We start from the raw sequence: 25,200 nt of genomic DNA on the forward strand, positions 1-25,200 counted from the left end.
CCAACGCATTGGATGCAGCAATAATTGTTTTGTCAGGCGCTTGTTTTCTGCAACGCCTGTATGACTTGGTCCTTCGGTCCGTCGGCAACGATCTTGCCCCGTTCGATAACGATCAGGCGGTCGGCCAGCTCAAGCATGCTGAACCGATGTGTGGAGACGATCAGCGTCGTGTCGCGGTCGAAAGCGACTTTGAGCTGCTTGATCAACTGGCGTTCCGAGGCAAGATCCATCGAGCCCGACGGCTCATCCAGAAAGACGATTTTCGGTTTGGTCAAAAGCAGGCGTGCGATCGCCACGGTCTGCCTCTGGCCGCCGGAAAGATTGGTGCCGCGCTCGCCGACATTCATGTCGTAGCCGCGCGGGTGGCGTGAAACGAAATCGTCGACGCCGGCCGCCTTTGCAGCTTCGATGATCTGTTCGTCTGTAGCCTCGGGGCATGCCATCAGGAGGTTTTCCTTGATGGTGCCCGAGAACAGGTCGCCGGCCTGCGCAACGATGCCGACCGCGGCGCGAACCTCGGACGGGTGATACTGGCGAATGTCGATCCCATCCAGCAGCAACTCACCGGAAGTCGGCAGGAAGAGCCGGCCGATCAGCCGCCCCATCGTCGTCTTTCCCGATCCTATGCGGCCGATGATGCCGATCCGCTCCCCCGGCTTCACCGAGAAATTCAGGCCGGTCAGAACCTCGTTCTCCGAGCCGGGATAGACGAACCCGACGTTCCTGAACACCATCGCCCCCTTGCGAATGGGGCGGTTGACGAAACCCACCGTGTCAGGTCGGTCTTCCGGTTGAGCCATGATCGAATTCACCATTCTCAGCGAGAGCATGGCCTGGCGAAACCGGGACAACGTTATGGCGATCTGGCCGAGCGGCGCCACGGCCCTGCTCGCCAGCATCACCGTTCCTATGATTGCTCCTGTCGAAACATGCCCTTCCGAGAAGGCATAGGCGCCGGCCACGACCAGGGCGACGGTCACCAGCTGTTGTATGGACTGGGTGATGTTGCCCGCCGCCGCCGAAAGCTGCTTGATCTTCTCGGACGTGTTGGCGGCGTTCTTGGAGTGCTCCCCCCATTTTCGCAGCAGATACGCCTCGGCGCGCAGCGACTTGATCGTCTCCAGCGTCGAGATGGATTCGACCAGCAGTGCCTGGCGCTGCGATGCTTCGTTCATCGAGGCGGCGACGCGCTTGCCGATGCGGCGCTGGGTGACCAGGCCGACGATGACGGACATCACGAAGGCCAGCGCCGGTATGATCACCAGCCAGCCGCCAATTGCATAGATCACAAGGAGAAAGACGAAGACGAATGCCGTGTCGATGAACACGCTTATGGTGTTGGAGGTGAAGAACTCCCTGACGAATTCATATTGCGTGACCCTGTTTGCGTATTCACCGGTCGAACCGGGGCGCGCCGACAGCGACGAGTTCAGCACTTTCTCGAACAGCAGATAGGATATTCGGAGATCCGCCTTGCGCCCGGCATAGTCGATGAGGGAAGCCCTGGCCGTCTTCAAAAGCAGGTCGAACAGGATGACCGCACCGATGCCGAGAGCCAGCACCCACAGTGTCGATATTGCCTTGTTCGGCAGGATCCTGTCGTAGACGTTCATGGTGAAGATCGGCGAGGCTATGGCCAGCAGATTGATGAACACCGCCGCCAGGACGACTTTCGAATAGGTGCGCCAGAAAGCGCCCATCGTCCCCGTGAGCCAATGTCTCCGCTCGATCCTGGCCGCCGAGCCGACCGACATGGTCTCGGCGGCATTGGCGTAGGTGATCGAGAAGGAAGCGCCGCCGCTGATGTAGCTGGCGGCCAGTTCCGATCGGCCGATCGCGGTGCGGCCGTCTTCCTGGGGCGCGGTGATATACGCATCGTCTTCGCCTAGAGCGAGCAGGGCAACGGGCAATTGGCTGACGCGAAAGACGATTGCGGGCAGATCGATACGCCCCCTGAGAAAATCCCGGTGGTTGAACTCGGTGACCTCCAGGCCGATGCGTTCGGCAAGGTGCCTGATGTCGTCGACCGCAATTCGCGTGTCCGAGAGCGGCACGCCGGCAAACAGCACGGTCTCCGCGCTCGGCCTGCCGAGATATCCGGCAACGGCTGAGAAACAGGCCTTGAACGCCTCCTTGGGGGAGAGGATGTTGGGTTGCTGGTTCACGATCTGCCCGTCAGGACGCTCGCTGGACCTTGCGTCGTCTTATTTCTTCCTCACCGGAGCGAGGATGTCGAAAGGCAGGTCGCTCTTCTGCTCCGACGGCGTCCGCGCATAGGTCTCGGTGTCCGCGGTTTCCGGTGCTGCGAACTCGGTGCGTGCATAGGCTGTCGCCTGCTTTGCCGGCTGANAGGTCTCGGTGTCCGCGGTTTCCGGTGCTGCGAACTCGGTGCGTGCATAGGCTGTCGCCTGCTTTGCCGGCTGAAGGTTCATCGTTTTCAGCAACTGTCCGGTCGCGGCCAGAAGCCGGTACTGGGCAAACAGCGATGCGTAGGACGCGGTATCCGCCAGCGTTGCCGTGTTGAACCGCGTATTCTGCGCGTCGAGCACGTCGAGCAGCGAGCGCTGTCCAACCTTGAACTGCTCGCGATAGGAAGCGACCAGCTTCTCATTGGCGGCGGCTTGCTGCCTCAGGGTCTTCGCCAGATCGGCTTGTCGGAAACGACGATCCCACGACGTGCGAACGGCTTCCTCGATTTCGCGCTGCACCTGATGCAGCGCCAGACGCTGTTCGCTGGTGCGGCGGATCTGCTCCTGCTCGTTGGCCTTGTCGATACCACCGCGGTAGAGATTCCACCGCAGGACCACGCGTGCCTGCAGGTCGCTGGTGTCGCCATCGTCGCCGTCAATGTCAGTTCCCGCCCGGGCGCGACCTTCAGCGATGATGGAGGGGCCGAATTTAGCCCGTGCGGCATCCACGAGGGAAGCCGCCGCGTCGATGTCGCTGTTGGCCATGTGCACGCGCGGATTGCTTTCGCGCGCCAACCCTATTGCCTCGTCAAGCGATCGCGGGAGCGCAGCCGAGACATCGCCCGGCCTCGATGGGCTGGTCAGTGGCTTTCCGACGGTCTTGAAGAAGCGGATCTTGGCCGCTTCCAGTTCCTCGGTCGCCTCCTGCATGCGCGCCTTGGCGGCAAACAGCCGTTCCTCGGCCTGCTGCCGGTCGGCCTCGTTCAGCGCGCCGCCCGAAATGCCTTGCCGGATGTCGCCGAGAATTCCCTGGTGGAAGCCGAGATTTTTCTTCGCTTCGACAACGATCGAAGCCTGCAGCATGTATTCCAGATAGTCCTGGACAACGGACAGCCCGATGAATTCGGACCGTTCCAGCACCCGGAACGAAGCGCCATCGACGCGCGATGCCTGACGGTTCAATTCGGCCCGCCTTGCGCCGCTGTCATAAAGCGTCTGCGAAACGGTAAGATCCGTTTCAGCCGGATAGAGCGCGTCGTCTTCGATGGAAAGGGAGCGCCGGGATGAATTGTCGAGCCGGCGAACGCCGGCCGATGCCTCGACATCGACACTGGGAAGATAAAGGCCCTTGGCCTGCCGCAACTCGAACTCGATTGCTTCGCGATTTTCGATCGCCTGTCCAATCTCGGGATTGGATTCCACCGCGACAGCCATCGCCTCCTTGAGCGTAAGCGCATGAGCACTCCCGCAGGTCAGCATGGTGGCCGCCATCAAAAGACCAAGGCGCCTGCCTATGGTCGACATGTTTGTCGTATTCATCAATCCCACCCTAACGTTTCCCCAGCGTCCTTTTCAGAGCGCTAACCAAGCCAAGGCCTGCCCGTCGGTGGATTATTCACAAATTCACGAAATATGTGAGCGATTATTGATTTAGAGGTCGCTAAATAGCCTTTTTGGGCAACAAGGCTGCGAGATGTAGCAAAAATAGCACATAACGTCGGCTCGCTCCGGTTGTATCCGGACGCCGCACTCTGCGGGATAGCCCGAAAAACGGCAGGTCAGTGGGCCGATATGGCCAGAATCATGCCATGTGGGTATGGCGGCTGTTGATGACCCAACCTGAAGTTGAGCCATTTTCAGGTACGCCCTCTCGGCAGCCGCCCCAAAATACTCCGTCGCGGCGGCCGGCGTGCGCGTCATGTCGCTGATTGCGGCCAAAAGCTGGGTCAGCGCGCACCCTAATTTGCGCTCAACGCCACCATGCGGTCGAGCGCCGCGGTCAGGCCGCGAAGCGAGACCGGGAAGCTCAGCGGGGTCTCGGCGTCCGTCGTCACATTGAGCTTCAGCACCGAGCCTCCCCTCAGCTTTCCAAGCGTCGGCCGATCGACGGTAAAGACCGAGACGCAACCCGTCGGCAGGCAGGTCCTGAAGCGCTGCGGGGACAGTGGCGGCTGATCGTCGATCTGCAGCGTCACGCCCGGGTCGAGCAGGATGCCGAAGGGCAGAAGCAGGGTAGCCGTCGTCGAGCCGTCCGGGCGTGCCGCGATCTCCACGGCAAGAAGCCTCTGCCCGTTCTGCTGGACCTGATCTTGCGCGAGCGAGCACACTCTCGCCTTCTCTCGAACCGAGCAGGTCACACTCCAATCCTGATAGACTTCACGCAGCGATGAGGGTCCATCCGGGACAGCCGCCACCTGTTGCTGGGCAGACACCGGCGACATCAACGAGAATAGAATTGCCCCACATGCGGAGACGGCCTTCGGGCCAGGCTTCATGTGCAGACCCACTCGCGGATCTTGCATTTCTCTCCCGCCGCCTCGCAGGCCTGCAAAGCGAGATCCTCCGCTTCGCGACGGGTCTCGGCCGAGTTCACGCCCCAGGGCGTGAAACGGTTCTCCACCTTGTCTGCCACGGCGAGTGCACCGCAGTGCTTGTAGGGAAAGCCGGTCTCGTCGTCATCATTCCAATGGCGGTGGTTGCGGAAGACGGTGACGACGTTGCAGGCCTTTCCGCCCGCGTTCTCGCAATATTTCTGTGCGATGTCCTTCGCTTCCTGCCGCTTGTCGGCGCCCCAGAAGAAGCCGTATTTGCTATCGGCCTGCGAATAGGCAATGGCCGCCCAGATGCCTTTTTCCTCCTGTTGCGGTTCCGATGGGGCCACAAGGTCGGCCGAGACGACTTGTCCGCTCCACAACAGGGTCAAGCCCAAAACTGCCAAAGCCTGCAATCTCATGGTCGGCATCCTTTCCTTAACCTCAATCGCTTCGCGTCCTACTTCGCCGCCGAAGCGAGGGAGATCACCACACAGCTTTTGCCCGTCGGCAGGAGAAGCGCTTCACCGGCATTGCCGCCGAGCTCGTAGACCTCGACCTGCCCGAGATGGTCGGTAATCTTGCTGCCCTGCGGCAGGATGGATGCGATGTCGGCGCACGGGCTGGCGAATGGCGCCACCCGCACCATCGCCCCTTCGCAACCCGTGGCGGTGGGCGATGCGAAGACGATGCCGGCGGCCGGTCCGCTATAGCGTTCCGACGCATAATCCATGCCGACAAAGGCCTGGATGGCGTGCTTGTCGGCGGCCTGGTCGTTCCACAGGGATTTGACGCTGTATTTCGTGCCGTTCGTCAGAATCTGTCCGAGCGCCGGATAGACGGTCGAGCAGGCCTGCACTCCGGCCTGCTTGACATGCTCGAGGAAGGGCGTGTCCGGAAGCACGGGGGCCGCCGCAGTTTCTGCGGGTGCGGCCGTCGCGCCGCCGACCAGATTGGCGATGGCGGCATAGTTCCCTGCGGCGAAGCCAAGGCCCGCCACGACCAATCCCAGAAGTGAATATCCGGCCACGCGTGGCCAGCGCCGCCTTGGGGACTCGGCCCGCCTCTGCCGATCCGCCTCGACGGTCGCAGTGCGTTTCGCGGACGTGAACTGGTCCTGCTGGCTCATGGTGATGCCCCGGTTATTTGAGTGGTGAAAGGGCCTCTGACAGCCCCTTGAGCGTTGCGGTCACGGTGATCGTCTGACCGTCGACCGTCGAATAGGAGATCGCCGGTGTCGCATTCTGCGAGATCTGTCGGCGCATGACGGGGCCTACCGGCAACATGCCGACGCAGACCATTTCGTTGCAGCCGTTCAGGTGCACGTCGATCGGCTGCTTCTGTCCATCGAACTTCAGTGACACCAGGCCATCGCTCCTGGCGTTCGGAGCGGTGCGCAGGATCATATACGGCTTGCCGTCCTGGGTGGCGGCGAGCGACCAGCTGAAAGCCATCTTGCCTGATGCGTCCTCGATGATCTGCGAGACGTTGCAGACCTTCTTGCGAGCCTTGAGGTTCTCGTCGCAGATCAGCGTCCAGTTATCGAATGGGCGGATGGTGCGCTGATAGTCTCCGAGCTTGACCTCGGGCGGCACCACTACGTCCGATGGCTTGATCCTGTAGGTCGACGCGACCTGCCCGGCGGACGGCACGAGGCCGCCGCAGAGCGCCAGGCAGGTCAGGGCAACAAGTCCTTTCATTCCTGCCTCAGTTCAAGGTGAAGCTGATGCCGGCGCCGACACCGACATGCCCACCCGCGGCCGTGCCCGACAGATTGCCCCGGATGCGGCCGTCTTCACTGGTGTAACCAGCGCCGAAGGCGAACGCGCCTGCGTCCCGCCACAAGCCGCCACCCGCCGCGACGCTCAGCTTTCCGGGCCGGTCGTCATAGCGCAGCGAGGCGGCCGCAAGGCCTATCGCGGCCGCCTGCCGCGCCTCGTCGCGGATGCCGCTGATGTCCGAATTGAGCTGGCTGAGCTTCTGGTCGGTATAGTCGTTGGCCTGCTGCAAGGTCGTGACCGCCACCTTGTCGGTGTAGTCGTTGGACGTATCGATAGCGTAGGCCACGCGGTTGTCCGTATAGCTCTTGCCCGCGGTCAGGCCCTGGTTCATCTGGTCGACGTTGACCGCATCGGTCCCTTTGACGCCGGGGCCGACATTGGAGATGACGACCGGCGCGTTGACGTCGCCACCTTGCAGCGTGATGGTGTTCGTCTTGTTGCCGCCCTGGGTGTCATAGGTCACCGCGTTCTGGGTAAGGTTTCCGACGCCGGCTTTCAGATCCTCGATCGCCGTGTTGGTGGCGTAGAGCTGCGAGCCGTTGATCGCATCGGTGCTGCCGGCATCGACGCGGCCGGCGGCGACATTGGTGATCGTCCGCTCGGCGCCGGCGTCGCCGACGCTGACGGTTCCGGTCGGCGTCGTCCCGGCATAAGTGTAGGTCTTGCCGTTGATGACGGTGCTGGAGGTCCCGACGGCGGTCTGTGTCACCGAACCGGAACCGAGCGCCACATCGTTGGCGTTGTTGGCCTTGGCGCCTTGGCCGAGCGCGACGGCGCCCTGCCCGGTGGCCGTCGAGCCATGTCCCGCAGCCAGGCTGTCGGTGCCGCTCGCCACACTCTCCGGCCCGATCGCCACGGCGTTGGTGCCGCCGGCGATGCTGTCGGCCAGCGTCGAGTTGGCGTGGAAATATTTGATGCCGCCGCCATTGCTGATGCTGGTCAGCGCATTGTCGACGGCCGTGAAGCCGTCATAGACGGTGGAATAGTTGTTGCCCTGGATGGTGTAGGTCGGGCCGGTGATGGAGCCGTCGGGATTGACGGTCGTGCCGCCGCCGAACAGGTTGCTGACGTTTTGCGTCACGCCGCGCAATTGCGAGACGTTGACGCCGTCGGTATCGGCCGAGCCCGCCGCGACGTTGGTGAGCTTGCGTTCGGCCCCGGCGGCGCCGATCGACACCTCGCCGACCGAGGTCTGCGAACCGGCGAGCGCAAAGGCCGTGTAGCCGGCCTGCGCGCCGACGCTGGTGATGGACTGCGCGCCGAGCGCAACGCTGTTGATGAAGGTGCTCTGGGCGCCGGCGCCGAGCGCCACCGACTGGATGCCGGACGCCAGCGAATTGGTGCCGAGCGCCAGGCCGTCGGCCAGCATCACGTGGGCGCCTTGGCCGATCGCTGTGCCGCCGGGTGCATCCTGCTCGACAGTGGCGCCATTGCCGATGCCGATGCCGTTGTCGCCGTTGACGACCGTCGTCGGGCCGACCGCGACCGATTCCGCGCCGACCGCCAGCGAGTCGCCCGCCGCCGAATTGGCATGGAAGTATTTCGTCGACGTCACCGAGACGGAGGCGATGGCGCCCTGCAGCTGCCGAAGCGTTACCGCATCCTGAGATTGCGTGCCGTCGGCCACATTGGTGATCTGCCGATACGAGGTAGCGTCGCCGACCGAAACGGCGCCGAGCAGCGTCTTGTCGGTCGTGTTGTACTGGATGAAGTTGGCTGGGCCGGCGGGCAGTTGCCCGGTAAGCGGAGCGATCGCGCGATCGGAGACCGAACCCGAGCCAAGCGCCACGCCGCCGTCGATGCTGACATTGCTGTCGCGGCCGAGCGCCAGTGCGCTGACGCCGGTGGCGGTCGCCTGGTAGCCGACGGCGGTGGAGCCGACGCCTTGTGCGAAGGAATCGGTTTGCGCCAAGCCTGCCTCGTTGGTGCGGGCGTAGCGGATGCCCACACCATTGGCGTCGGTATAGGCGGTCGACGTGTCGCCGGCGATGTTGTTGATCGTGTTGCCGAGATCGGTCACGCCACTGCCGATATTGGCGATATCGGTCGTATTCTGCGTGACCTGCTGGTTGGTGGCGAAGAGCTGCGAACCATTGACCGCATCGGTCGAACCGCCGTTCAACTGCCCGGCCGCGACATTCTGGATCTGGCGTTCGGCGCCCGCCGAGCCGACCGAGAAGGCACCGGCCGGTGTGGCGCCGGCAAAGGTGTAGTTGACGCCGCCGATCGTTGTGCCACCGACGGCGGTCGTTGCGCCCGATGTCGAATTCAGGCCGATCGCCACGTCGCCGTCATTGTTGGCCACGGCGTTCGGGCCGACCGCGACGGAATCCGTTCCGAGAGCCTGTGAATCCGCCAGGGTCGAGTTGGCGTGGAAATACTTGATGCCGCCGCCGACATTGATGTTGCTGAGCGTGACGCCAATGGCGTCGACGGCCTGGTTGGTGGCGAAGAGCTGAGAGCCGTTGATCGCATCGGTCGAGAGCGCGCTGACGCGCCCCGCCGCCAGGTTGGTGAGCGTGCGTTCCGCACCGACCGCGCCGATGCTGACGGTCGAGAGCGGGTTGGTGCCCTGGAAGGCGTAGGTCGTGCCGTTGACCACGCCGCTCGCCGTGCCGACGGCCGTGGTGGTCACCGAGCCGGAGCCGAGCGCCACGTCGCCGGAGCTCGCCGCCGCTGTCGCGCCATTACCCAGCGCGACATTGCCGGCGAGGCCGGCCGCACCCGCGGTCGAGCCGTTGCCCAGTGCCACCGAGCCCTGCCCGATGGCCTTGTTGTTGTTGCCGATGGCGACGGCGCCGTTGGCCGTATTGGCCGCGGTGGCGCTCGCCGTGCCGTCACTGTTGGCGATGTTGTTGGCGCCACCGGTGAAGGCGCCGGTGCCGCTGGCATAGCTCGGATCGCCNCCTTGCCGCCATCGGCGGTCGCGCCCGTGCCGATGGCGACGGAGTCGGCGGAGATAGCGCCGGCGGCGGTACCGATGGCAATCGCATTGACGTCTTGTGCCACAGCGCCCGCTCCAACTGCTGTCGAGCTCGCCGCTGTCGCGATGGATGTCGTGCCTATGGCAATGGAGTCGTCGCCTCCCGCAGTGGACGAACGGCCACCGGCGAACGCACGGGCACCGGTGGCCTTGGATGTGGAACCGAGCGAAGTGGCGTACACTCCGCTGGCCGTGGCGCCCAATCCCAGCGCACTGGCATTTGCGGCGGTCGCCGCGGCGTTGTTACCCAAAGCCGTGGTGGAGACGTCCGTGGCCTGGGCTCCAGAGCCCGCCGCGACCGAGCCTACTCCGCTCGATACGGCCGAATTGCCCAGGGCCAGCGCGAATTGGCCCGAAGCCGTGGCGACGTTGCCGAACGCTGCCGAGTTTATCGCCGATGCATTTGCCTGGGGACCAACGGCTGCGGCATTGGTGCCGGCGGCCTGGGCCTGGAAGCCCACGGCTGCCGAACTGGCGCCGCCGGCCGACGTACCTATGCCGAGCGCGGTGCTGCCGACTCCGCCGGCGTTGGCACTGACGCCGGCTGCGAGAGAATTGTCTCCTATCGCATTTGCACCCGTCCCGAATGAGGAGGCGTTTATGCCGCTGGCAGCGGACGCGTTGCCGACCGCGGTGCTGGCAGAGCCGCTCGCAATCGAGGTCGCGCCCATCGCTATGGCGGACGTTCCCGTTGCCTTGCTCGCGCGCCCGATCGCGGTGGAGTCAACCTGGGACGCCGTCACATCCGTACCGATGGCGATGGCACTCTGGGCCAGCGCGCCCCCTCCCGCAACAGTTCGGTTGCCAAGATTGACGGCGTTGATCGCGGTCGCGGTCGCCTGGAATCCGATGGCGATGGCATTCTGGTTGGTTGCGGTGGCGCTGTTACCTTGGGCAAGCGAATCCAGCCCGGATGCAGTTGCCCCGAACCCGAGAGCGGTGGCGCGCAGCCCGGTCGCCCGGGTAACATAGCCGATCGCCGTCGAGTTCAATCCGTCGGCACGCGCGTTCAGGCCAAAGGCGGCCGCGCCTGTGGTTGCAACTGAGTTGACGCCAATGGAGCTTGCTCCGTCCCCGTTGGCCTTGGCGTTACCGCCTACAGCGAGCGCGTTGACGCCGGTTGCGCCCGCGAAGACACCTATGCCTATGGCGTTGAGGCCATTGGCACTCATCGTGTAGCCGATAGCGATCGAAGCGTTGCCCGTTGCCGTGGCACCGGTGCCCAGTGCCACGCCGTCGTCGCCATTCACTTTGGCACCATCGCCGACGGCGGTTGAGGCGGACCCGGTGGCGGTGCTGGCACAACCGATGGCAGTGCTTTGTATCCCTGCGGAGGGAGTCGTGCAGTTCGCGACGTTGGTCACAGTCCCGTTGCCAATGGCGAGCTGCGCGAAAGCCGTTTGCGGGATCATGATCCCCATCACGGCAAGCGCCGCCGCCGACGTCCCGCCGACGCCCAGCGTTCCCAGCCCCAGGCGCTTGCGCCCCATGCCCAGCACGCAATGAGCCATGCGCAGCACCGCCATTAGGCGGCGGCGCGTCGAGCGTGAGCCATGATCGGCCCCCGCGATCCAGTGCCCGGCGAAATGCGCCGCGCGACGCTGAACAAGAAGCGAGCCGTTCGAAATCTGATTGTCGGTCATGGTTCCCTCTCCGCTGGCCGGCACGAAATGTCTGACAATTCCGCTCCACCGCAGGAAGACATGATTCCTGCCCGCGGTATTTCACGAAATTGCTGCCTTGTGAGAAAAGAGCGCAGCAAACCTACAGAGGTTAACGGCTTGTTACCTTAGCCAATGCTTTAAAACCAAGAAACAAAGCAATGAAATAAGCGTCGCCTCACCTAACCTTGGCGTTAAGCTTTCCCACCCGTGCCTGCAACGGGGTCCGCTGCCGGTATTTCTTCATCACGGTGGTAAAATGGCTCTGACTTGAAAACCCGCTCGAGTGGGCGATGTCGGCGATCGTCATGCTGCTGTCTGCAAGCAGTCTTTCAGCGAAATCCAGCCGCAGGTCGAGGACGTACTGGTGCGGCGGCATTCCGAACGTCCTCGAGAAAGCCCGCACAAAATGATAGGGGGAAAGCCCGCAAACCGCGGCCATATCAGCCAGCGCCAGCTTGCGCGTAAAGTTCTCGTCCAGGAATTGCTGCACGCGGCGCGCGGCGCGGACGGAAAGCCCGCCTTTCGCGTTGAGCGTCGGCTGTCGCGAGTTGGTTCCGGAAACCGGTCCGGGGAAACCATCATCGCCCGGCATTTTTCGGCCTCCCGATACGTCCCAGATGAGGTTCAACCCAAGGCTTCCTTCCATTTTCCCCTGAAAAACAATTCGTGATTGATCGAAGCTGACCGGCATCGCCACTCATCGGATCGTTCCGGCCGGACGGCGAACAATGCGCGGACTGCATGACATTCCAGAGGACTCCTGCGGAGCTTGGGGCAGATTTGCAGCGGGATGTATTTTGAGAAACTCAGCAAGCCTTGTAGAAAATTCCGGTCTTGCGTCGCGGGTGAGCAGGCGTTGCCATTTTGCCATGGCCGGGCCCTCAGTTCTTGAGGGAAGCATGCGCGGCCCCGGTCGGCGTTCTCGCAGGCAGATGGCTCCGATCCGAAGAACCGGCGAGACAGGCGACTTCGGCAATCGGCAACTCACCGCAATGCGGCGGCACGCCGAACGTTGCTATGATATGGTTGGATGAAACCCCTGCGAAGGATGCCAATTCGGCGATGACTTTTCGCACGACGTTTTCGTCGAGATATTCCCGCACGCGTGGCGCGCCGTATTCCGTGATCCTGTCGCTGCCGAGCGAGGCTCTCAATCCGCCTATGGGCCTCAGCACAATTCCGGTGGAAGGCTCCTTGGTCAGGAATGTCTGCGGGACGGGATCGCGGGCGGAGTGTATGACACTCCTCCGCGTGGTGGCCCTCCTGGGACCTGCGCTTTCAGGAATTATGTCCAGGACATATCGAGCTGTCCGTTCTCGATTGACGCCCCGGGAATCGCCGCTGTCCCGAGCATCGTCCGTATTTTTCATGCCTGGCCTCTGCCGCTTTGTCCGCTGCCTGAAATCCCCCTTGCCCGACCCGGACCCAGCGTAACGCACATGCCGCGGATAGTGAATAACATCCGTACGCAAAGAAAAAATTTTGTTCGGGATAAGAGGAACCAGTCACAAGGGAGGGACTGGAACATTTTTCGACACCTTCGCCGGCGCATAGACTGACGGAGCATCAACGAAAAACCCGCCTGCGCGGCGGGTCACTGGCGCAAATCAGCACCATGGACGAATATGTAGCTTAGCTGAGGTCACCGAGTCAAGAAAAAATTCCTATCGTGAAAAGCTGCGTGCGCAAAAGTCGCCAACTGCCGCGAGGCCTCTGGTTGACCTGAATTCGGAGCCCTGCTTCAGGGGACAGTTTGGCCATTTCGGCGGCCATTCAACAATGCAGAGCTACCGGATTTGCCGCCGGTCATTGCAGATCGTCGCGACGATTCTCATACAAATCCCATGTAAGTTCCACAAAACCCAGAAGAACGTCTTCCTCGCTCCACCCGGCAGCGACGGCTGCCTGAACGATCTCGCGGACGAGAGGCAGCAATTGGCGTTGGCATTCTGCCGACGTGTCGGCAGCTGCGTCATCGCCGAGAGGTCCATCGAAGTTGAATTTCATCATTCGGCGCCCCCCTCGCCATCAATCAAAGTGTTTTTATTCACTAAAATCATTCCTCCTGATATACAATAGAGGTGGTACCAAAGCATAAGAGGCTTCGGAGGCCCCGAGCAGAACAGGACGATGCCAGGCTCTATGCTTCCCCTGGGTCAGGTTTTTCCTTCTGAACAGGATCTATCGGGGTGCTTCAACCCATCGATCTCTGCGGCTGGTCGAACTCTTCAGCCAGGGCCGCATGCCACCATCCACCGAATGCGCGGCACGAGCGGCTGCATTGCCTTCTGCAACCGCTCGCTGGATAGTCTCGGCATGTTGGAGACCCTGGCGACTCACTGGCCGCAAATTCTGGCGATCATCTCAGTGGCGATGGCGACGGCTGGCATCGTCCATGCCGTCATGACCAAGGAAGATGTCCGCGCCGCCACCGGCTGGGTCGGCGTGATGGTGCTGTCGCCGATCCTTGGCGTGCTGATCTATGCCGTCGCAGGCATCAACCGCATCCGTCGCGCCACGATCACCGCCCAGCGCCCGTTTGCCGACGGCGCGGTGTCCGCCAAGCATGAGCGCGACGTCGCTGTCGAAGAGGCCCTGATCGTCGAGCGCTACGGGCAACGGTTCACGGGCTTGCGGACACTGGGCGACAGGGTGGCGCGGCGCACGCTCAATCCTGGAAATGCAATCGATGTGCTGGAGACCGGCGACGAGGCCTATGCCGCCATGTGCGCGGCGATCGATGGCGCCGAGCGCAGCGTCCTGCTCGAGACCTATATTTTCGACAATGACGCCGTCGGCCTGCTCTTCGTCGAGGCGCTGGCCGGCGCCGTCCGGCGCGGCGTCACCGTCCGCGTGCTGATCGATGCCGTCGGCGCCCGCTACTCGGTGCCGAGCATCCTGGGGCATTTGCGCGAGGCCAACATCCCCGCCGATGTCTTCAACGGCAACATCGTCATGGGCCTGCGCCTGCCCTACGCCAATCTGAGGACCCACCGGAAGATCCTGGTGGTCGACGGCATCGCCGCCTTCACCGGGGGCATGAACATCCGAAAAGGCTTCTCAGCCGAATTCGCCGGCTCCAACAGCGCCAGGGACACACATTTCCGGGTGACCGGTCCGATCGTCGCCGACCTGTTTTCGGTCGCCGCCGAGGACTGGCGCTTCGCCACCAACGAGGCGCTGAAGGGCGACGCCTGGCGCATCGCCCCGCTGTCGCCACCGCCAGGCGCACCGATGATGGTGCGGGCAGTCGCGTCCGGCCCGGATGCCAGCAACGAGACCAACCACAAGCTGCTGATCGGTGCATTCTCGGTCGCCCGCAAGTCCATACGCGTGATGTCGCCCTATTTCCTGCCGGATCGGGAACTGATCAGCGCGCTGATCACCGCCGGCAGGCGCGGGGTCGAAATCGACATCGTGGTGCCGGCGGTGAACAATCTTTTCCTCGTCGACCGCGCGATGATGGCGCAGTTCGATCAGGTGCTCAAACACTATTGCCGTGTCTGGCGAACCGAGGGACCGTTCGACCATTCGAAGCTGCTTTCGATCGACGGCGTGTGGGCCTATGTCGGATCTTCCAATCTTGATGCCCGATCGCTGCGGCTGAATTTCGAGATCGACCTGGAGGTGCTCGATGCCGGCTTTGCCAGCGAGATCGAGACGCGGATCGGGTCGGCGATTGCCTCCGCCGTGCCGGTGACGCTGGAAGCCTTGCGAGCCCGGCCGTTTCTTATCAGGCTGTTCGACCGGGTATTATGGCTCGGTTCACCCTATCTCTAAGGCGGAGGTGCGCTTGAGGAACTCGTCTGTCATGGAACATACGCCGAAATTGCCTATTTTCACTGTATCCGGCTTCTGAATTGAAACCAGCGAGGACGAGCAGCACAGAGATGCACAGAATTGGACGCAGCCTCCCGGCAAGCATGCTTCTGTCCCTTCGTGACCGCCGGATGCAGAAGGCTAACGCCGCAGCACTCAAGACGACAGCCACCACCGGCACGCTGGTTGCCTCCTACAATGTCCACAAATGCATCGGCGTCGACAGGAAATTCGACCCGGAGCGGATCATCCGCGTCATCCGCGAAATCGATCCGGATGTCATTGCGCTGCAGGAAGCCGACAATCGCTTCGGCGACCGTGTCGGGCTTCTCGACCTGCCCCGGCTCGAGCGGGAAACCGGCCTGATTCCGGTGCCGATTTCGGCCACCGGCAAGGGCCATGGCTGGCATGGCAACGTCCTGCTGTTCAAGAAGGGCGTCGTTCGCGACGTGCACCAGATCAAGCTTCCGGGACTGGAGCCGCGCGGCGCGGTGGTGGCGGAGATCGACCTCGATGGAAGCCGGACGCTGCGCATCATCGCCGCCCATCTTGGCCTGCTGCGCCGCTCGCGCTCCCAGCAGGCGCGCGTTGTGCTCGACCTGATGAACAGCCCGGACGAAAGACCGACCTTGCTGCTCGGCGACCTCAACGAATGGCGGCTCGGCAACCGCTCCGCTCTCAACACGCTGCATGCGACGTTCGGCCCGCAGCCGCCGGCGGTCCCCACCTTCCCGTCGAACCTGCCGCTGCTGGCGCTCGACCGGATCATGGCCAACAGGCACGGCATGATTGCCGCCATCAACGCGCATGACACGCCGCTTTCGCGCGTTGCCTCCGACCACCTGCCGCTGACGGCCTTCGTACGCCTGGAACGGGTGGACGATGACGCCTTGATGTCTTCCGCGTCGCAAAGCGTGTAAAGTTAAGCGGAACGCCCGGTTCTTCCGCGAGTTAACATGTCTTGAACACGCAGGAGGACGAGATGAAAAAGCTGATTCTGGCTTCCCTGTTGGCACTGGCCGCGACAGCGGGGATCACTGCGCCGACGCAAGCGGCAAGCGTGACCATCCAGTCCGACGACGGCGACCGATATTTGCCGGATGACGATTCCGATAGTGGGATCGTTATTCGCCGCCACCACCGCGATCGCTATTATGACAATCAGTATGATGGCGACCAGAACGTTCAATATGACAATGGCGAATACCGGTACGGCGAATATCGCCGCCATCACCGGCATCATCGCTGCCATATCGAACTGGTCAAGCATTGGCGCCACCACCACAGGGTGATCGAAGAGGTCCGCGTCTGCGGCTGATCCCGATCGGAGCAACCGGCCGGCGAAAGCCGGCCCTGCATGATCGGCTGACGAAGTAGCGCTGATGTGAGAGGTGATAATTGACCGCGTCAAATCGTGGTCGCCCGCACGCTCACCGGACCGTGGCAACGCGGCAAGGACGGCCGGGTCCCAGGCGGCCATGGCATTAGGTCATAGGTGATATCGCCGTTCGGATTGGCGGCGTTGGTGATGCCGCCCTGGGCGATGGTATAGCTGCCGACAGTCTCGCCGGCAACGCGGTCAAGGCGCCAACCAGCGCGTCCCCATTTCCTACCGGACCGAGGCAACGCTGCAGACGGAAGCTGCGTCCGCCACGCCCTGGCAGAAGGCGGGATCGTCAAGGCGCGGGTCTTCGACCAGCGTTTGCGCATCGCCATCCACCGGCTGCCCGGTGAAGAAAACCCGAGCCGGCCCGCCGGCAGCATGGGCATCGGCGTTGTACGCGACCGTGCTGGCCGCATCCGGTGCCGGCACCGTGTTGGGCGGCGAGACCACCAGATCGGCACCGACATAGGCCAGCTCATAGTTGGCCGAGAGGGTCAGGCTCCCCTGTTCGATGGCATAGTTGCCAGCAGGGCTAGCGTGTGTCGCCTCAGTCGAGAGCGCGCCAAGGAATGTATCCCCGTTGACCAACCCCAGACCGCCGATCGAATAGGTGAGTGGCGGATTGGGCATGCCTTGCGGCCGGCTCTGCGCATCCGCCACCACAGTGATCGCCCGCTTGCCGATGCTGAAGTCGGCACCGGCATAGCTGATCTCGTAGTTCGCATTGGCGTTGTCGGTGAGCGTGCCCTGGCCGATCGCGTAGGCTCCGGCGTTCTCTCCCAAGGCGCGATCGAGAGCGCCGACCAACGCCACACCACTGCCGAGATCGGTGCTGGTGTAGCCATAGGAGGAGGGGTCGGCATCGCCGTAAATCTTGCCCTGGCCCGAATTGGCCGTGACTGTCACGGCACGCCTGCCAATGCTGAAATCGGCGCCGACATAGCTGATGTCGTAGTTCGAGTTGGCCGCGTTGGCGAGTGTGCCCTGCCCGATCTGATAGGCGCCGACATCTTCGCCGGTCGTGCGGTCGAGAGCGCCAACCAGCGCCGCGCCATTGCCGAGATCGGTGAAGGTGTAGCCATAGGACGACGGATCGGCATTGCCGTAGGTCTTGCCCTGACCCGAGCTGGCAGTGACGGTCACGGATCGCTTGCCGATGCTGAAACCGGCACCGACATAGGTGATGTCGTAATTGCCGTTGGCAGCATCGCTGAGGGTGCCGCGGCCAATGTCATAGGTCCCGACATTCTCGCCCTCGGCGCGATCAAGCGTGCCGACCAGCGCCGTCCCGCCGCCAAGACCGGAAACCGCATAGCCGTAGGACAGCGGATCACTGTCCCCATAGATCTTGCTCTGGCCCGCATCGGCCGTGACCGTGATGGCGCGCTGTGTCACCGAAAGGTCCGCGCCGATATAGCTGATGGCGTAATTGCCGTTGGCAAGCGTGCCTTGCGTGATGCTGTAGCCGCCGACATCGGATGATGCCGTGGCGGTCGTTGCCAGCGCACCGCTCAGACTGTCGCCATTGGCGAAATCGCCCGAGGTCAGCTGATAGGTCAGCGTTGGATTGTCATCGCCATAGACACGGCTCTTGGCATCGGCCGTCACCGTAATCGCGCGCTGTGCCACTGACAGGTTTCCGCCGACATAGCTGATCGCGTAGTTGCTGTTGGCGAGCGTGCCCTGCGTGATGCCGTAGCTGCCGACATCGGATGCTGTCGTTGCCGACGTCGCCAGCGCACCGTTCAGGCTGTCGCCATTGACGAAATTGCCTGATGTCAGTTGATAGGTCAGCGCCGGGTTGGCATCGCCATAAATGCGGCTCTTGGCATCGGCCGTCACCGTGATCGCGCGCGGGGTCAACGCGAGATTGCCGCCGACATAGCTGATCGCATAATTGCTGTTGGCGAGTGTGCCTTGCGTGATGCCGTAGCTGCCGACACCGGATGCTGTCGTGGCCGTTGTAGCGAGCGCACCGGCGAGACTGTCGCCATTGACGAAATTGCCCGAGGTCAGCTGATAGGTCAGCGCCGGATTGGCGTCGCCATAGATGCGGCTCTTGGCATCGGCCGTCACCGTGATCGCCCGTTTCGTCACCGACAGATTGGCGCCGGCATAGCTGATCGCATAGTTGCTGTTGGCGAGTGTGCCTTGCGTAATGCCGTAACTGCCGACACCGGATGCTGTCGTGGCCGACGTCGCCAGCGCGCCGCTCAGGCTGTCGCCATTGACGAAATTGCCCGTGGTCAGCTGATAGGTCAGCGTTGGAATGGCATCGCCATAGATGCGGCTCTTGGCATCGGCTGTCACCGTGATGGCGCGCTTCGCCACCGACAGATTGGCGCCGACATAGCTGATCGTATAGTTGCCGTTGGCGAGTGTGCCCTGCATGATGCCGTAGCTGCCGACACCGGATGCCGTCGTCGCCGTTGTTGCCAGTGCGCCGCTCAGGCTGTCGCCATTGACGAAATTGCCTGATGTCAGCTGATAGGTCAGAGCCGGATTGCTGTCGCCATAGATGCGGCTCTTGGCGTTGGCTGTCACCGTGATGGCGCGCGGCGTCACCGACAAATTGGCGGCGACATAGTTGATCGCATAGTTGTTGTTGTTGAGTGTGCCCTGCGCAATGCCGTAGCTGCCGACACCGGATGCCGTCGTCGCCGATGTCGTCAGCGAACCGCCCAAGCTGTCGCCACTGACGAGGCTGCCTGTTGTGAGTTGATAGGTCAGCGTCGGATTGGAGTTGCCATAGGTACGGCTCTTGGCATCGGCCCTTACCGTGATCGCGCGCTTGGCGATGGTGAAATTGGCGTCGACATAGGTGATGTCGTAGTTCGAATTGCTGGTGTTGGTGATGCTGCCCTGGTTGATGGCATAAGTCCCGGCGCTGTTCCCTGCCGTGCGGCTAAGGCTACCGACCAGAGCCGTGCCGGCGCCGAGATCCGAAACGGTGTATGCATAGGATGATGGATTGGCATCGCCATAGATCTTGCCCTGGCCCGGCGTCACCGTCACCGTCACCGCGCGCTTGCCGATGGTAAGCAGGCCCGCGCTGTTGTAGGCGAAGCCATAGCCGCTCAACGCCGCGAGATTGCCGGCGCCGACGGTGATTGCATAGGATCCTGCTCCGACCTGTGTATTGCCCGGCGGGTTGACGGACGTGACGCTTGGGCCACCGCTGAAGGTCGTGGCGGCGGTGTCGCCGAGATAGGCGCCGATCACGCCCGCCTGGTAGCCCGCCACTGAATAGGTCAGTGCCGGCAGGGCGGTATCGCCATAGATTTTGGTCGCATTGCTAGACTTGAAGGTCAGTGTCGGCTGATAGGCAAAGACATAGCGGTTGCCTGTCGCACTCACCGGACCACCCGCCGACGTGTTCCAGACGGCCGTGTTGCCACTGTCCAGATTGCCGAATGTATTGCCGGTGGGATTTGCCGCATAGATCAGCCAGCGTCCGCTAGTGGCGGCGACGGCGTCACTGCCCCGGTTGTTGACGAACAGGCCAGCGGCCGAGAGCACTGGATCCGTTCCGCTGATTGTCGCATTTGCCGCAATGGTCAAATCGCCCGTCGTCTGAAGCTTCACCGAACCGGTGGTGTTCACCCCGGTCGCCATAACCCCACGGGCGCTGGAAGCACTGGCGATCGTCAGGCTTGCACCATCGCGCAGATCGACGGAACCGGCGCTGCCGGCGACGTTGCCGACCTGGTTGCCGGCGTTGGTCAGGGTGAAGCTACCCGTGCCACCGAGAACCAGCGACGCCGCCGTCAGGCCACTAGTCTGCGTCACCACGCCGTTCGACGACAGCGCCAGCGTGCCGGTGCCGACCGACAGCGCCTGGTTGAGGGCGAAGGTGGCTGCTACGGTTTCAATCTGGCGATTGGCGAAGGACAGGCTGCCGACAGAGGCTGACCCAATCGCCGCGCTATAGGCGCTGCTCAGCGCCGACAGCGAGGCGATCGAGCCATCCGCCTCGTCGAGCCGCCAGTCGCCATAGACGTTGAGGTTCGAGACATTGCTGCCGGACAGGCCGGTCCGGAAGGTCACGCCATTCTTGGCGCCCGAGTCCGCTTCGGCAACGGTGTAAGCGAGCACCGAGTTCGAGACCGCGCCGGCCGGCAGAGCGAGATAATAGTAGCCGTTGACGCCGGTCGAGACTGTGCCGAGGTTCACGCCGCCGGAGACGACGGACACCAGCCCGGGATTCTTTGTGTAATAGGGTTGGCCGGTACCGGAAATCAGCGGCGTGTTGCCGGCATCCTTGTAAGCAATTCCGGAGATCGCCTGGACGCCATTGGGGTAGAAGCTCTTCAGATAGGGATAGAGGCCGCCAGTCCCGCCGCCAAAGGCGGCACTCAGTCCATTGGCGCCGCCATTCTGGAAGCTGGAGGTCGACAGGCCGACGACATTGACATTGGGGCCGGTGGTGCCACCGCCGATCGCAGGCTTGGCGCTGGATGTGGTGTTGTAGGGGCCGGATGTCGACGTGTCGTACGCGCCCGTGATCACGCCATCGTAAAGGTTGTTGCCGATGAACGCGCCGACATTCCATCCGCCGCTGACCGCGCCGGTCGAATAGCTGTCGGTTATCCTGCCGCCCTCGCCGACAAACGAATAGCCATAATTCGATCCGACGAGGCCGCCGACGGCCGCGCCGCCGCTGCCGATATCGACAGCGCCCATGGCATAGACGCGATCGATGGTGCCGAAATTGTTGAAGCCCACCGCGCCGCCCGCGGCATTTGTGTCGCGTGCGTTGATGACCACTGTCGAGAAGCTGTCAGAGAGTGCGCCATCGTTCTCGCCGATCAGACCGCCTGAGGTGGACCCGTATTGCGTGGTGAACAGCTGACCAGTCGAATAACTCTGGGCCACCGTGCCGGCATTGAACCCGGCGATCCCGCCAAGGGTCCTAAACCCCCGGACCGTCACATTGGTGACGCCGACATTCTGGACCAGGCCGCCCGCGCCGATATAGCCGAATAGGCCGACATACTGGGCAGCGGACTGCGTCACCGACAGGCTGTCGACGGTGTGGCCGAGCCCGTCGAACGAGCCGGTGAAGCCGTTGCCGCCGTTCTGGATGTTGCTGTTGCCGTCGGTGCCCAGCGATATGAAGCCGAGACCGCTATTCCAGCTGGACGTGGAGCTGGCATCGATATTCTTGGCCAGCGCGTAGCTGCCGGTGAGCCCGCTGTTGATCGCCTGCAGGCCGTTGACATCATAGATCAGCGTGTAGCTCTGGCCGTTGACCGACAGCGCCTGCGCACCGGGCGTGCCGGTGAAGGTCGCCGATGCGCCCAAGGCATAGGAGATCGTGCCGCCGGTGCCGCCATTGTTGGTGATGAGCGCCAGTCCGCCGACGCCGCCGATCGTGGCGTTCGCATTGAAGACGATCGAATGAGAGGCGCTGAGCGTCAGCGTGTTGGTGTTCCAGGCGATCGGTGCTGCAATGGTGATGTCGCCAGCCTGCGAACCGCCACTGCCGGTCGAGATGGTGACGTTTGCCGTTGCAAGAAGGTTCTGCAGCGTGGTGACGTTGATGACGCTGTCATTGGTGTTGGCGGACATGCTGCCGCCGGTGTTGCCGGCAGCGTTCGATATAGTGACGTTGTAGGGATCGAGCAAAAGGTCACCGGTGTCGCCGAAGCGGGCGCGCAGATCGACCTCACCGGTGAAGTCGAGGCGCTGCTTGCCGGACACTTCCGCAAAGCCGCCATTGCCGCCGTCATCACCGCCGCGTGCGGAAATCTTGCCGGCGAACTTTGTTTGCTCGTCCGACCAGACGATGACCGTGCCGCCAGTGCCGTTGCCGGTCGCATCGGCACTGATTGTCGTCTTCGCATCGATCTCGGTTGTGACCGCGCGTTGCAAGGTGCCCTTGCCCTGCTTGTCACCGCCGATCCTGACGCTGCCGCCGCCATCCTTGCCCGAGGCATCGACCTTGGCGGCTTTGAGCTTCAGTTTGCGGCCGGTGACCGTGACCTTGCCGCCCTTGCCGCCGGCCTTGGCCGAAGCGTCGAGCATGCCGGTGATTTCGACCGAGCCTTCATCGCCGCCGAGCACGATGGCACCGGATTGGCCAGACACCGTGCGTGCCTCGATGACACCGGACATGTTGACGGCTTGGCGTGCGGCATCGCGCACCGCAGCCGCCTTGAGTTCGACCAGCCCGCCATCGGCACTGATCAAGCCGGAATTGCTGACCAGCGCATTGCTGCCGTCAGCCTTGCTCGGCACGGAAACCTGCAGGAAGCCGTCGCCGGACAAATCAAGTGTTGCCTTCTCACCCGATCCGAGCCCGACCTTGCCAAGCGGCACGGTGATCGAGCCGGCATTGTCGACGCTGCCGCCGATCAATGCGGCATAGCCACCACGCCCGATGCTGATCGCACCCTGGTTGGAGACGGCGGCTGAAGCTCCCTTGCCCTCGAATTCCAGCTTTCCGGCCTCAAAATCCTCGTCGCTGATACCGAGCGAGGAGGCGACGAAGCCGGCGGCACTAACCTTGCCGGTCTTGGAGATGGCAATGCCGTTGGGGTTGACCAGGAACACCTGGCCATTGGCGTTGAGCTGGCCTGCAATGGTCGATTTGGTGCCGCCGGTGACGCGGTTCAGCATCGTTGCCGAGGATGATGGCTGGTCGATGGTGACTGTCGCGCCGGCACCGATCGAAAAACTCTGCCAGTTGACGATCGCCGAACTGGTCGACTGCCTGATGTTCAGTTGCGACGACGATGGGTTGGCGATGGTGACGCCGCCGGATGCTACGCTGCCGCCGGTCGGCAGTTCCTGTGCCCGCGCCGACGTGAAGCCGACAAGCGCCGTCGACGTCAAAAGCAGCGCCATCGACGGCGCGCCGGTGCGGTTCAGGTGCCGCCGTGGGAGGTGGGCTTTGCGCTGCATGGTCATCTCTCTAGAATTGGACGGCGCCGCTGAGCGAAAAGCGATCGCTTGTCGGCAGATGGTTGTCACGATGCTGGCGGCCCCATTCCAGCGTCAGGCTGGCGTTGGTCGCGTCGCCCGCCAGCGCGGTGCCGACCTTCAGGCCAAGCCCGTATGACGCGCCGACGATGTTGGCCGTCTCGAGCGCGGTCGGCATTTCGAGATGGACCTGGCCGACAGCGCCGAACACGTAGGGCGACAACGAAACGATGCCGCCAGTGAACGGCACGTACCAGGGTGAGGACAGCTCGCCGCGCAGCACATAGCCGGAATCGCCCTGCAGCGCGCCCGCGTCGAAGCTCGACAGACCGTTCGCGCCGACCAGCCCGATCTGTTCGGACTGCAGCAGCGGCTTGCCAAACGAGGTCTGCGCGCGGGCGTAGAGATCGAGGCCGAGATGGGTGGCCAGCGGCTGGCTGTAGCTGGCCGAGACCTCCAGCTTCTGGAAATCGGCGTCGGCGCCTTGACGCGACAGTGGCAGCAGCGGCGTCGCATCGGCGGCTGAACGCGCGCCGAGCCCATCGATACCGAAGGACGCAACGACGTTGCCGATGAAGACGCCGCCAAGCGGTGTGAACCAGATGCCGTCGAGACCGAGCCGGGCAATGCGCAGCCGGTCCTCGGCGATCGGCAGCGAAATCGGCGTCACCGCGTCGAGCGTGTCGTTCTGCACGTCGAAGGACAGTTCGGTGCTGATCGTAAGCGCACGGCTGCGGATCCAGGGATATCGAAGCCGCGCCGAATAACGCTCGAAGGCGCTGCCGAAGCCGAGCGTGCCGGGCTCGGCTGTCGGATTGGCCTGCGTGCGGCTGGCTTCCAGGTTGAGCGTCAGCCCGTCATAGCCGATCGGCACGACGATGCCCGCGGCATAGTTGCGATTGCGTGGGCCATCCGTGAACAGGCCACTCTCGCCGCCATCGGGGTAGCCGCCTGCCCTGACATAGACGAGTTCGCCGAGGCCGAGCAATGAGTTGAAATCGACGCCGATGCCCGTAGACCAGCGCTGCAACGACGGCGATAGCGAGTTGTCCACGGTCGCCTGGCCGCCGATCGGGCGATATTTGCCATCGATGACCAGCACGCTGGCGCCTTTGGCTGTTCCGGCCTGCAAGGTTGAGCGCAGCCGGGCCCCGGGCGTATCGCCAGCCAGCAGCAGCTTGCGTTCGATCGCCGACAGCTTGATGCTCTTTTGTCCAACGAGCGGCGCCAGCGTTGCCTCGACCCGCCCGCGTATGCGCTCGGGCAGATTGCTGGTGTCGATCCGTTCGAGAAAGCCGTCGACGACGACCAGCCGGAGCCCTGCGCCGTCGTTGAGCTTCTGCGCCGGCAGCACCACCCGCACCAGCGCATAGCCGGCCCGTCCATATTCGGTTTCGAGTTTTCGCGCCGCGGCAAAGATTTCCGCCGCCGTGACCGTTCGATGGGCCAGGCCCGCAACGATCTTGCGTGTTGCGTCAGCCATGTCGGGCAAGCCGCCTTCGACGCCGACATCCCCGAGCTTGACCTTGAGCTTCTCGGCACCCGCCGGCGCCTCGAGGCCCTCACCTTCGGGAATGGAAACGCCTGCCGTGTTGGCCGCCGATGGCGGCCGAAAGCTGGGCGGCGTGATCTGGCTGGCTGTCTGGGCAAACGCGCCGGTTTGAAGCCACAGGCACGCCGAGACGGCAAACAGGATCAACCATCCCTTACGGGCTGCCAGCCCGCCGAAAACTGGGTGACAGTCGTTATCCCTGCCAACCGCGATCTTGCTTGTATACTTCACTCAATCACTCGTCCTTCGAGGTAGAGTTCGGCAAAGCTTCGCCACCGCGCGAGATTTCATCGCTCGTTAATTGGCTTCTGCTTTCGAACTCACTTCCGGGAAGGCGTGCCCCCGCCGCTCGGATGTCGCGGAAACTATGCCT

The 25,200-nt window shown here is 63.2% G+C and carries 14 protein-coding genes and 1 pseudogene; 3 read left to right on the forward strand and 12 right to left on the reverse strand.

Annotated features, from left to right (window positions below):
* Positions 1–32: 32 nt before the first annotated feature.
* From X735_RS158120 to X735_RS158080, 10 genes and pseudogenes are all read right to left on the reverse strand, one after another.
* Positions 33–2,165: a type I secretion system permease/ATPase gene (locus X735_RS158120; protein ID WP_023809953.1), complete on the reverse strand. Its 2,133-nt coding sequence runs from the start codon at positions 2,163–2,165 to the stop codon at positions 33–35.
* 39 nt (positions 2,166–2,204) lie between these two features.
* On the reverse strand, positions 2,205–3,728 hold the full coding sequence (locus tag X735_RS158115; RefSeq protein WP_023809954.1) for a TolC family protein: 1,524 nt from the start codon (positions 3,726–3,728) through the stop codon (positions 2,205–2,207).
* 419 nt (positions 3,729–4,147) lie between these two features.
* Positions 4,148–4,711 (reverse strand): invasion associated locus B family protein, encoded by a 564-nt coding sequence (locus tag X735_RS158110; RefSeq protein ID WP_196815310.1) that lies wholly within the window; start codon positions 4,709–4,711, stop codon positions 4,148–4,150.
* Positions 4,681–5,142, reverse strand: a complete 462-nt coding sequence (locus X735_RS158105) for a DUF4189 domain-containing protein (protein ID WP_023809956.1) — start codon at positions 5,140–5,142, stop codon at positions 4,681–4,683. The genes X735_RS158110 and X735_RS158105 overlap by 31 nt, the downstream gene beginning before the upstream one ends.
* A gap of 38 nt (positions 5,143–5,180) precedes the next feature.
* Complete coding sequence (locus X735_RS158100; RefSeq protein WP_023809957.1) at positions 5,181–5,849, reverse strand: hypothetical protein; 669 nt, start codon at positions 5,847–5,849, stop codon at positions 5,181–5,183.
* 13 nt (positions 5,850–5,862) lie between these two features.
* A complete protein-coding gene (locus X735_RS158095) occupies positions 5,863–6,420 on the reverse strand; it encodes an invasion associated locus B family protein (RefSeq protein ID WP_023809958.1) in 558 nt (185 codons plus the stop codon).
* 7 nt (positions 6,421–6,427) lie between these two features.
* Positions 6,428–11,127, reverse strand: a pseudogene (locus X735_RS01000000165665) (YadA-like family protein).
* Positions 11,128–11,323: 196 nt separating this feature from the next.
* On the reverse strand, positions 11,324–11,839 hold the full coding sequence (locus X735_RS158090; RefSeq protein ID WP_031212781.1) for an AraC family transcriptional regulator: 516 nt from the start codon (positions 11,837–11,839) through the stop codon (positions 11,324–11,326).
* Between the two features lie 190 nt (positions 11,840–12,029).
* Positions 12,030–12,518, reverse strand: a complete 489-nt coding sequence (locus tag X735_RS1000000167250) for a hypothetical protein (RefSeq protein ID WP_081734785.1) — start codon at positions 12,516–12,518, stop codon at positions 12,030–12,032.
* A 436-nt stretch (positions 12,519–12,954) separates the two neighbouring features.
* On the reverse strand, positions 12,955–13,158 hold the full coding sequence (locus tag X735_RS158080; protein WP_023809961.1) for a hypothetical protein: 204 nt from the start codon (positions 13,156–13,158) through the stop codon (positions 12,955–12,957).
* Between the two features lie 306 nt (positions 13,159–13,464).
* Here X735_RS158080 and X735_RS158075 point away from each other — a divergent pair, with 306 nt between their 5' ends.
* From X735_RS158075 to X735_RS158065, 3 genes are all read left to right on the forward strand, one after another.
* A complete protein-coding gene (locus tag X735_RS158075) occupies positions 13,465–14,928 on the forward strand; it encodes a phosphatidylserine/phosphatidylglycerophosphate/cardiolipin synthase family protein (protein ID WP_023809962.1) in 1,464 nt (487 codons plus the stop codon).
* Between the two features lie 110 nt (positions 14,929–15,038).
* The gene (locus X735_RS158070; RefSeq protein WP_023809963.1) at positions 15,039–15,887 is read left to right on the forward strand and encodes an endonuclease/exonuclease/phosphatase family protein; all 849 of its coding nucleotides are present in this window, start codon (positions 15,039–15,041) and stop codon (positions 15,885–15,887) included.
* 62 nt (positions 15,888–15,949) lie between these two features.
* A complete protein-coding gene (locus X735_RS158065) occupies positions 15,950–16,285 on the forward strand; it encodes a hypothetical protein (RefSeq protein ID WP_023809964.1) in 336 nt (111 codons plus the stop codon).
* A 291-nt stretch (positions 16,286–16,576) separates the two neighbouring features.
* Here X735_RS158065 and X735_RS158060 read toward each other — a convergent pair whose 3' ends face one another.
* On the reverse strand, positions 16,577–23,257 hold the full coding sequence (locus X735_RS158060) for an MBG domain-containing protein (protein ID WP_196815311.1): 6,681 nt from the start codon (positions 23,255–23,257) through the stop codon (positions 16,577–16,579).
* Positions 23,258–23,267: 10 nt separating this feature from the next.
* A complete protein-coding gene (locus X735_RS158055) occupies positions 23,268–25,058 on the reverse strand; it encodes a ShlB/FhaC/HecB family hemolysin secretion/activation protein (RefSeq protein WP_245273144.1) in 1,791 nt (596 codons plus the stop codon).
* Between the last annotated feature and the right edge of the window lie 142 nt (positions 25,059–25,200).

Origin of the sequence: Mesorhizobium sp. L2C084A000 (assembly GCF_000502875.1) — a bacterium.
Lineage (GTDB): Bacteria > Pseudomonadota > Alphaproteobacteria > Rhizobiales > Rhizobiaceae > Mesorhizobium.

Coding starts and splice junctions, on each gene's coding strand:
- X735_RS158110 (WP_196815310.1), bottom strand. CDS start 4,711: ATGCAAGATCCGCGAGTGGGTCTGCACATGAAGCCTGGCCCGAAGGCC.
- X735_RS158105 (WP_023809956.1), bottom strand. CDS start 5,142: ATGAGATTGCAGGCTTTGGCAGTTTTGGGCTTGACCCTGTTGTGGAGC.
- X735_RS158100 (WP_023809957.1), bottom strand. CDS start 5,849: ATGAGCCAGCAGGACCAGTTCACGTCCGCGAAACGCACTGCGACCGTC.
- X735_RS158095 (WP_023809958.1), bottom strand. CDS start 6,420: ATGAAAGGACTTGTTGCCCTGACCTGCCTGGCGCTCTGCGGCGGCCTC.
- X735_RS158090 (WP_031212781.1), bottom strand. CDS start 11,839: ATGCCGGTCAGCTTCGATCAATCACGAATTGTTTTTCAGGGGAAAATG.
- X735_RS1000000167250 (WP_081734785.1), bottom strand. CDS start 12,518: ATGAAAAATACGGACGATGCTCGGGACAGCGGCGATTCCCGGGGCGTC.
- X735_RS158080 (WP_023809961.1), bottom strand. CDS start 13,158: ATGATGAAATTCAACTTCGATGGACCTCTCGGCGATGACGCAGCTGCC.
- X735_RS158075 (WP_023809962.1), top strand. CDS start 13,465: ATGTTGGAGACCCTGGCGACTCACTGGCCGCAAATTCTGGCGATCATC.
- X735_RS158070 (WP_023809963.1), top strand. CDS start 15,039: ATGCACAGAATTGGACGCAGCCTCCCGGCAAGCATGCTTCTGTCCCTT.
- X735_RS158065 (WP_023809964.1), top strand. CDS start 15,950: ATGAAAAAGCTGATTCTGGCTTCCCTGTTGGCACTGGCCGCGACAGCG.
- X735_RS158060 (WP_196815311.1), bottom strand. CDS start 23,257: ATGCAGCGCAAAGCCCACCTCCCACGGCGGCACCTGAACCGCACCGGC.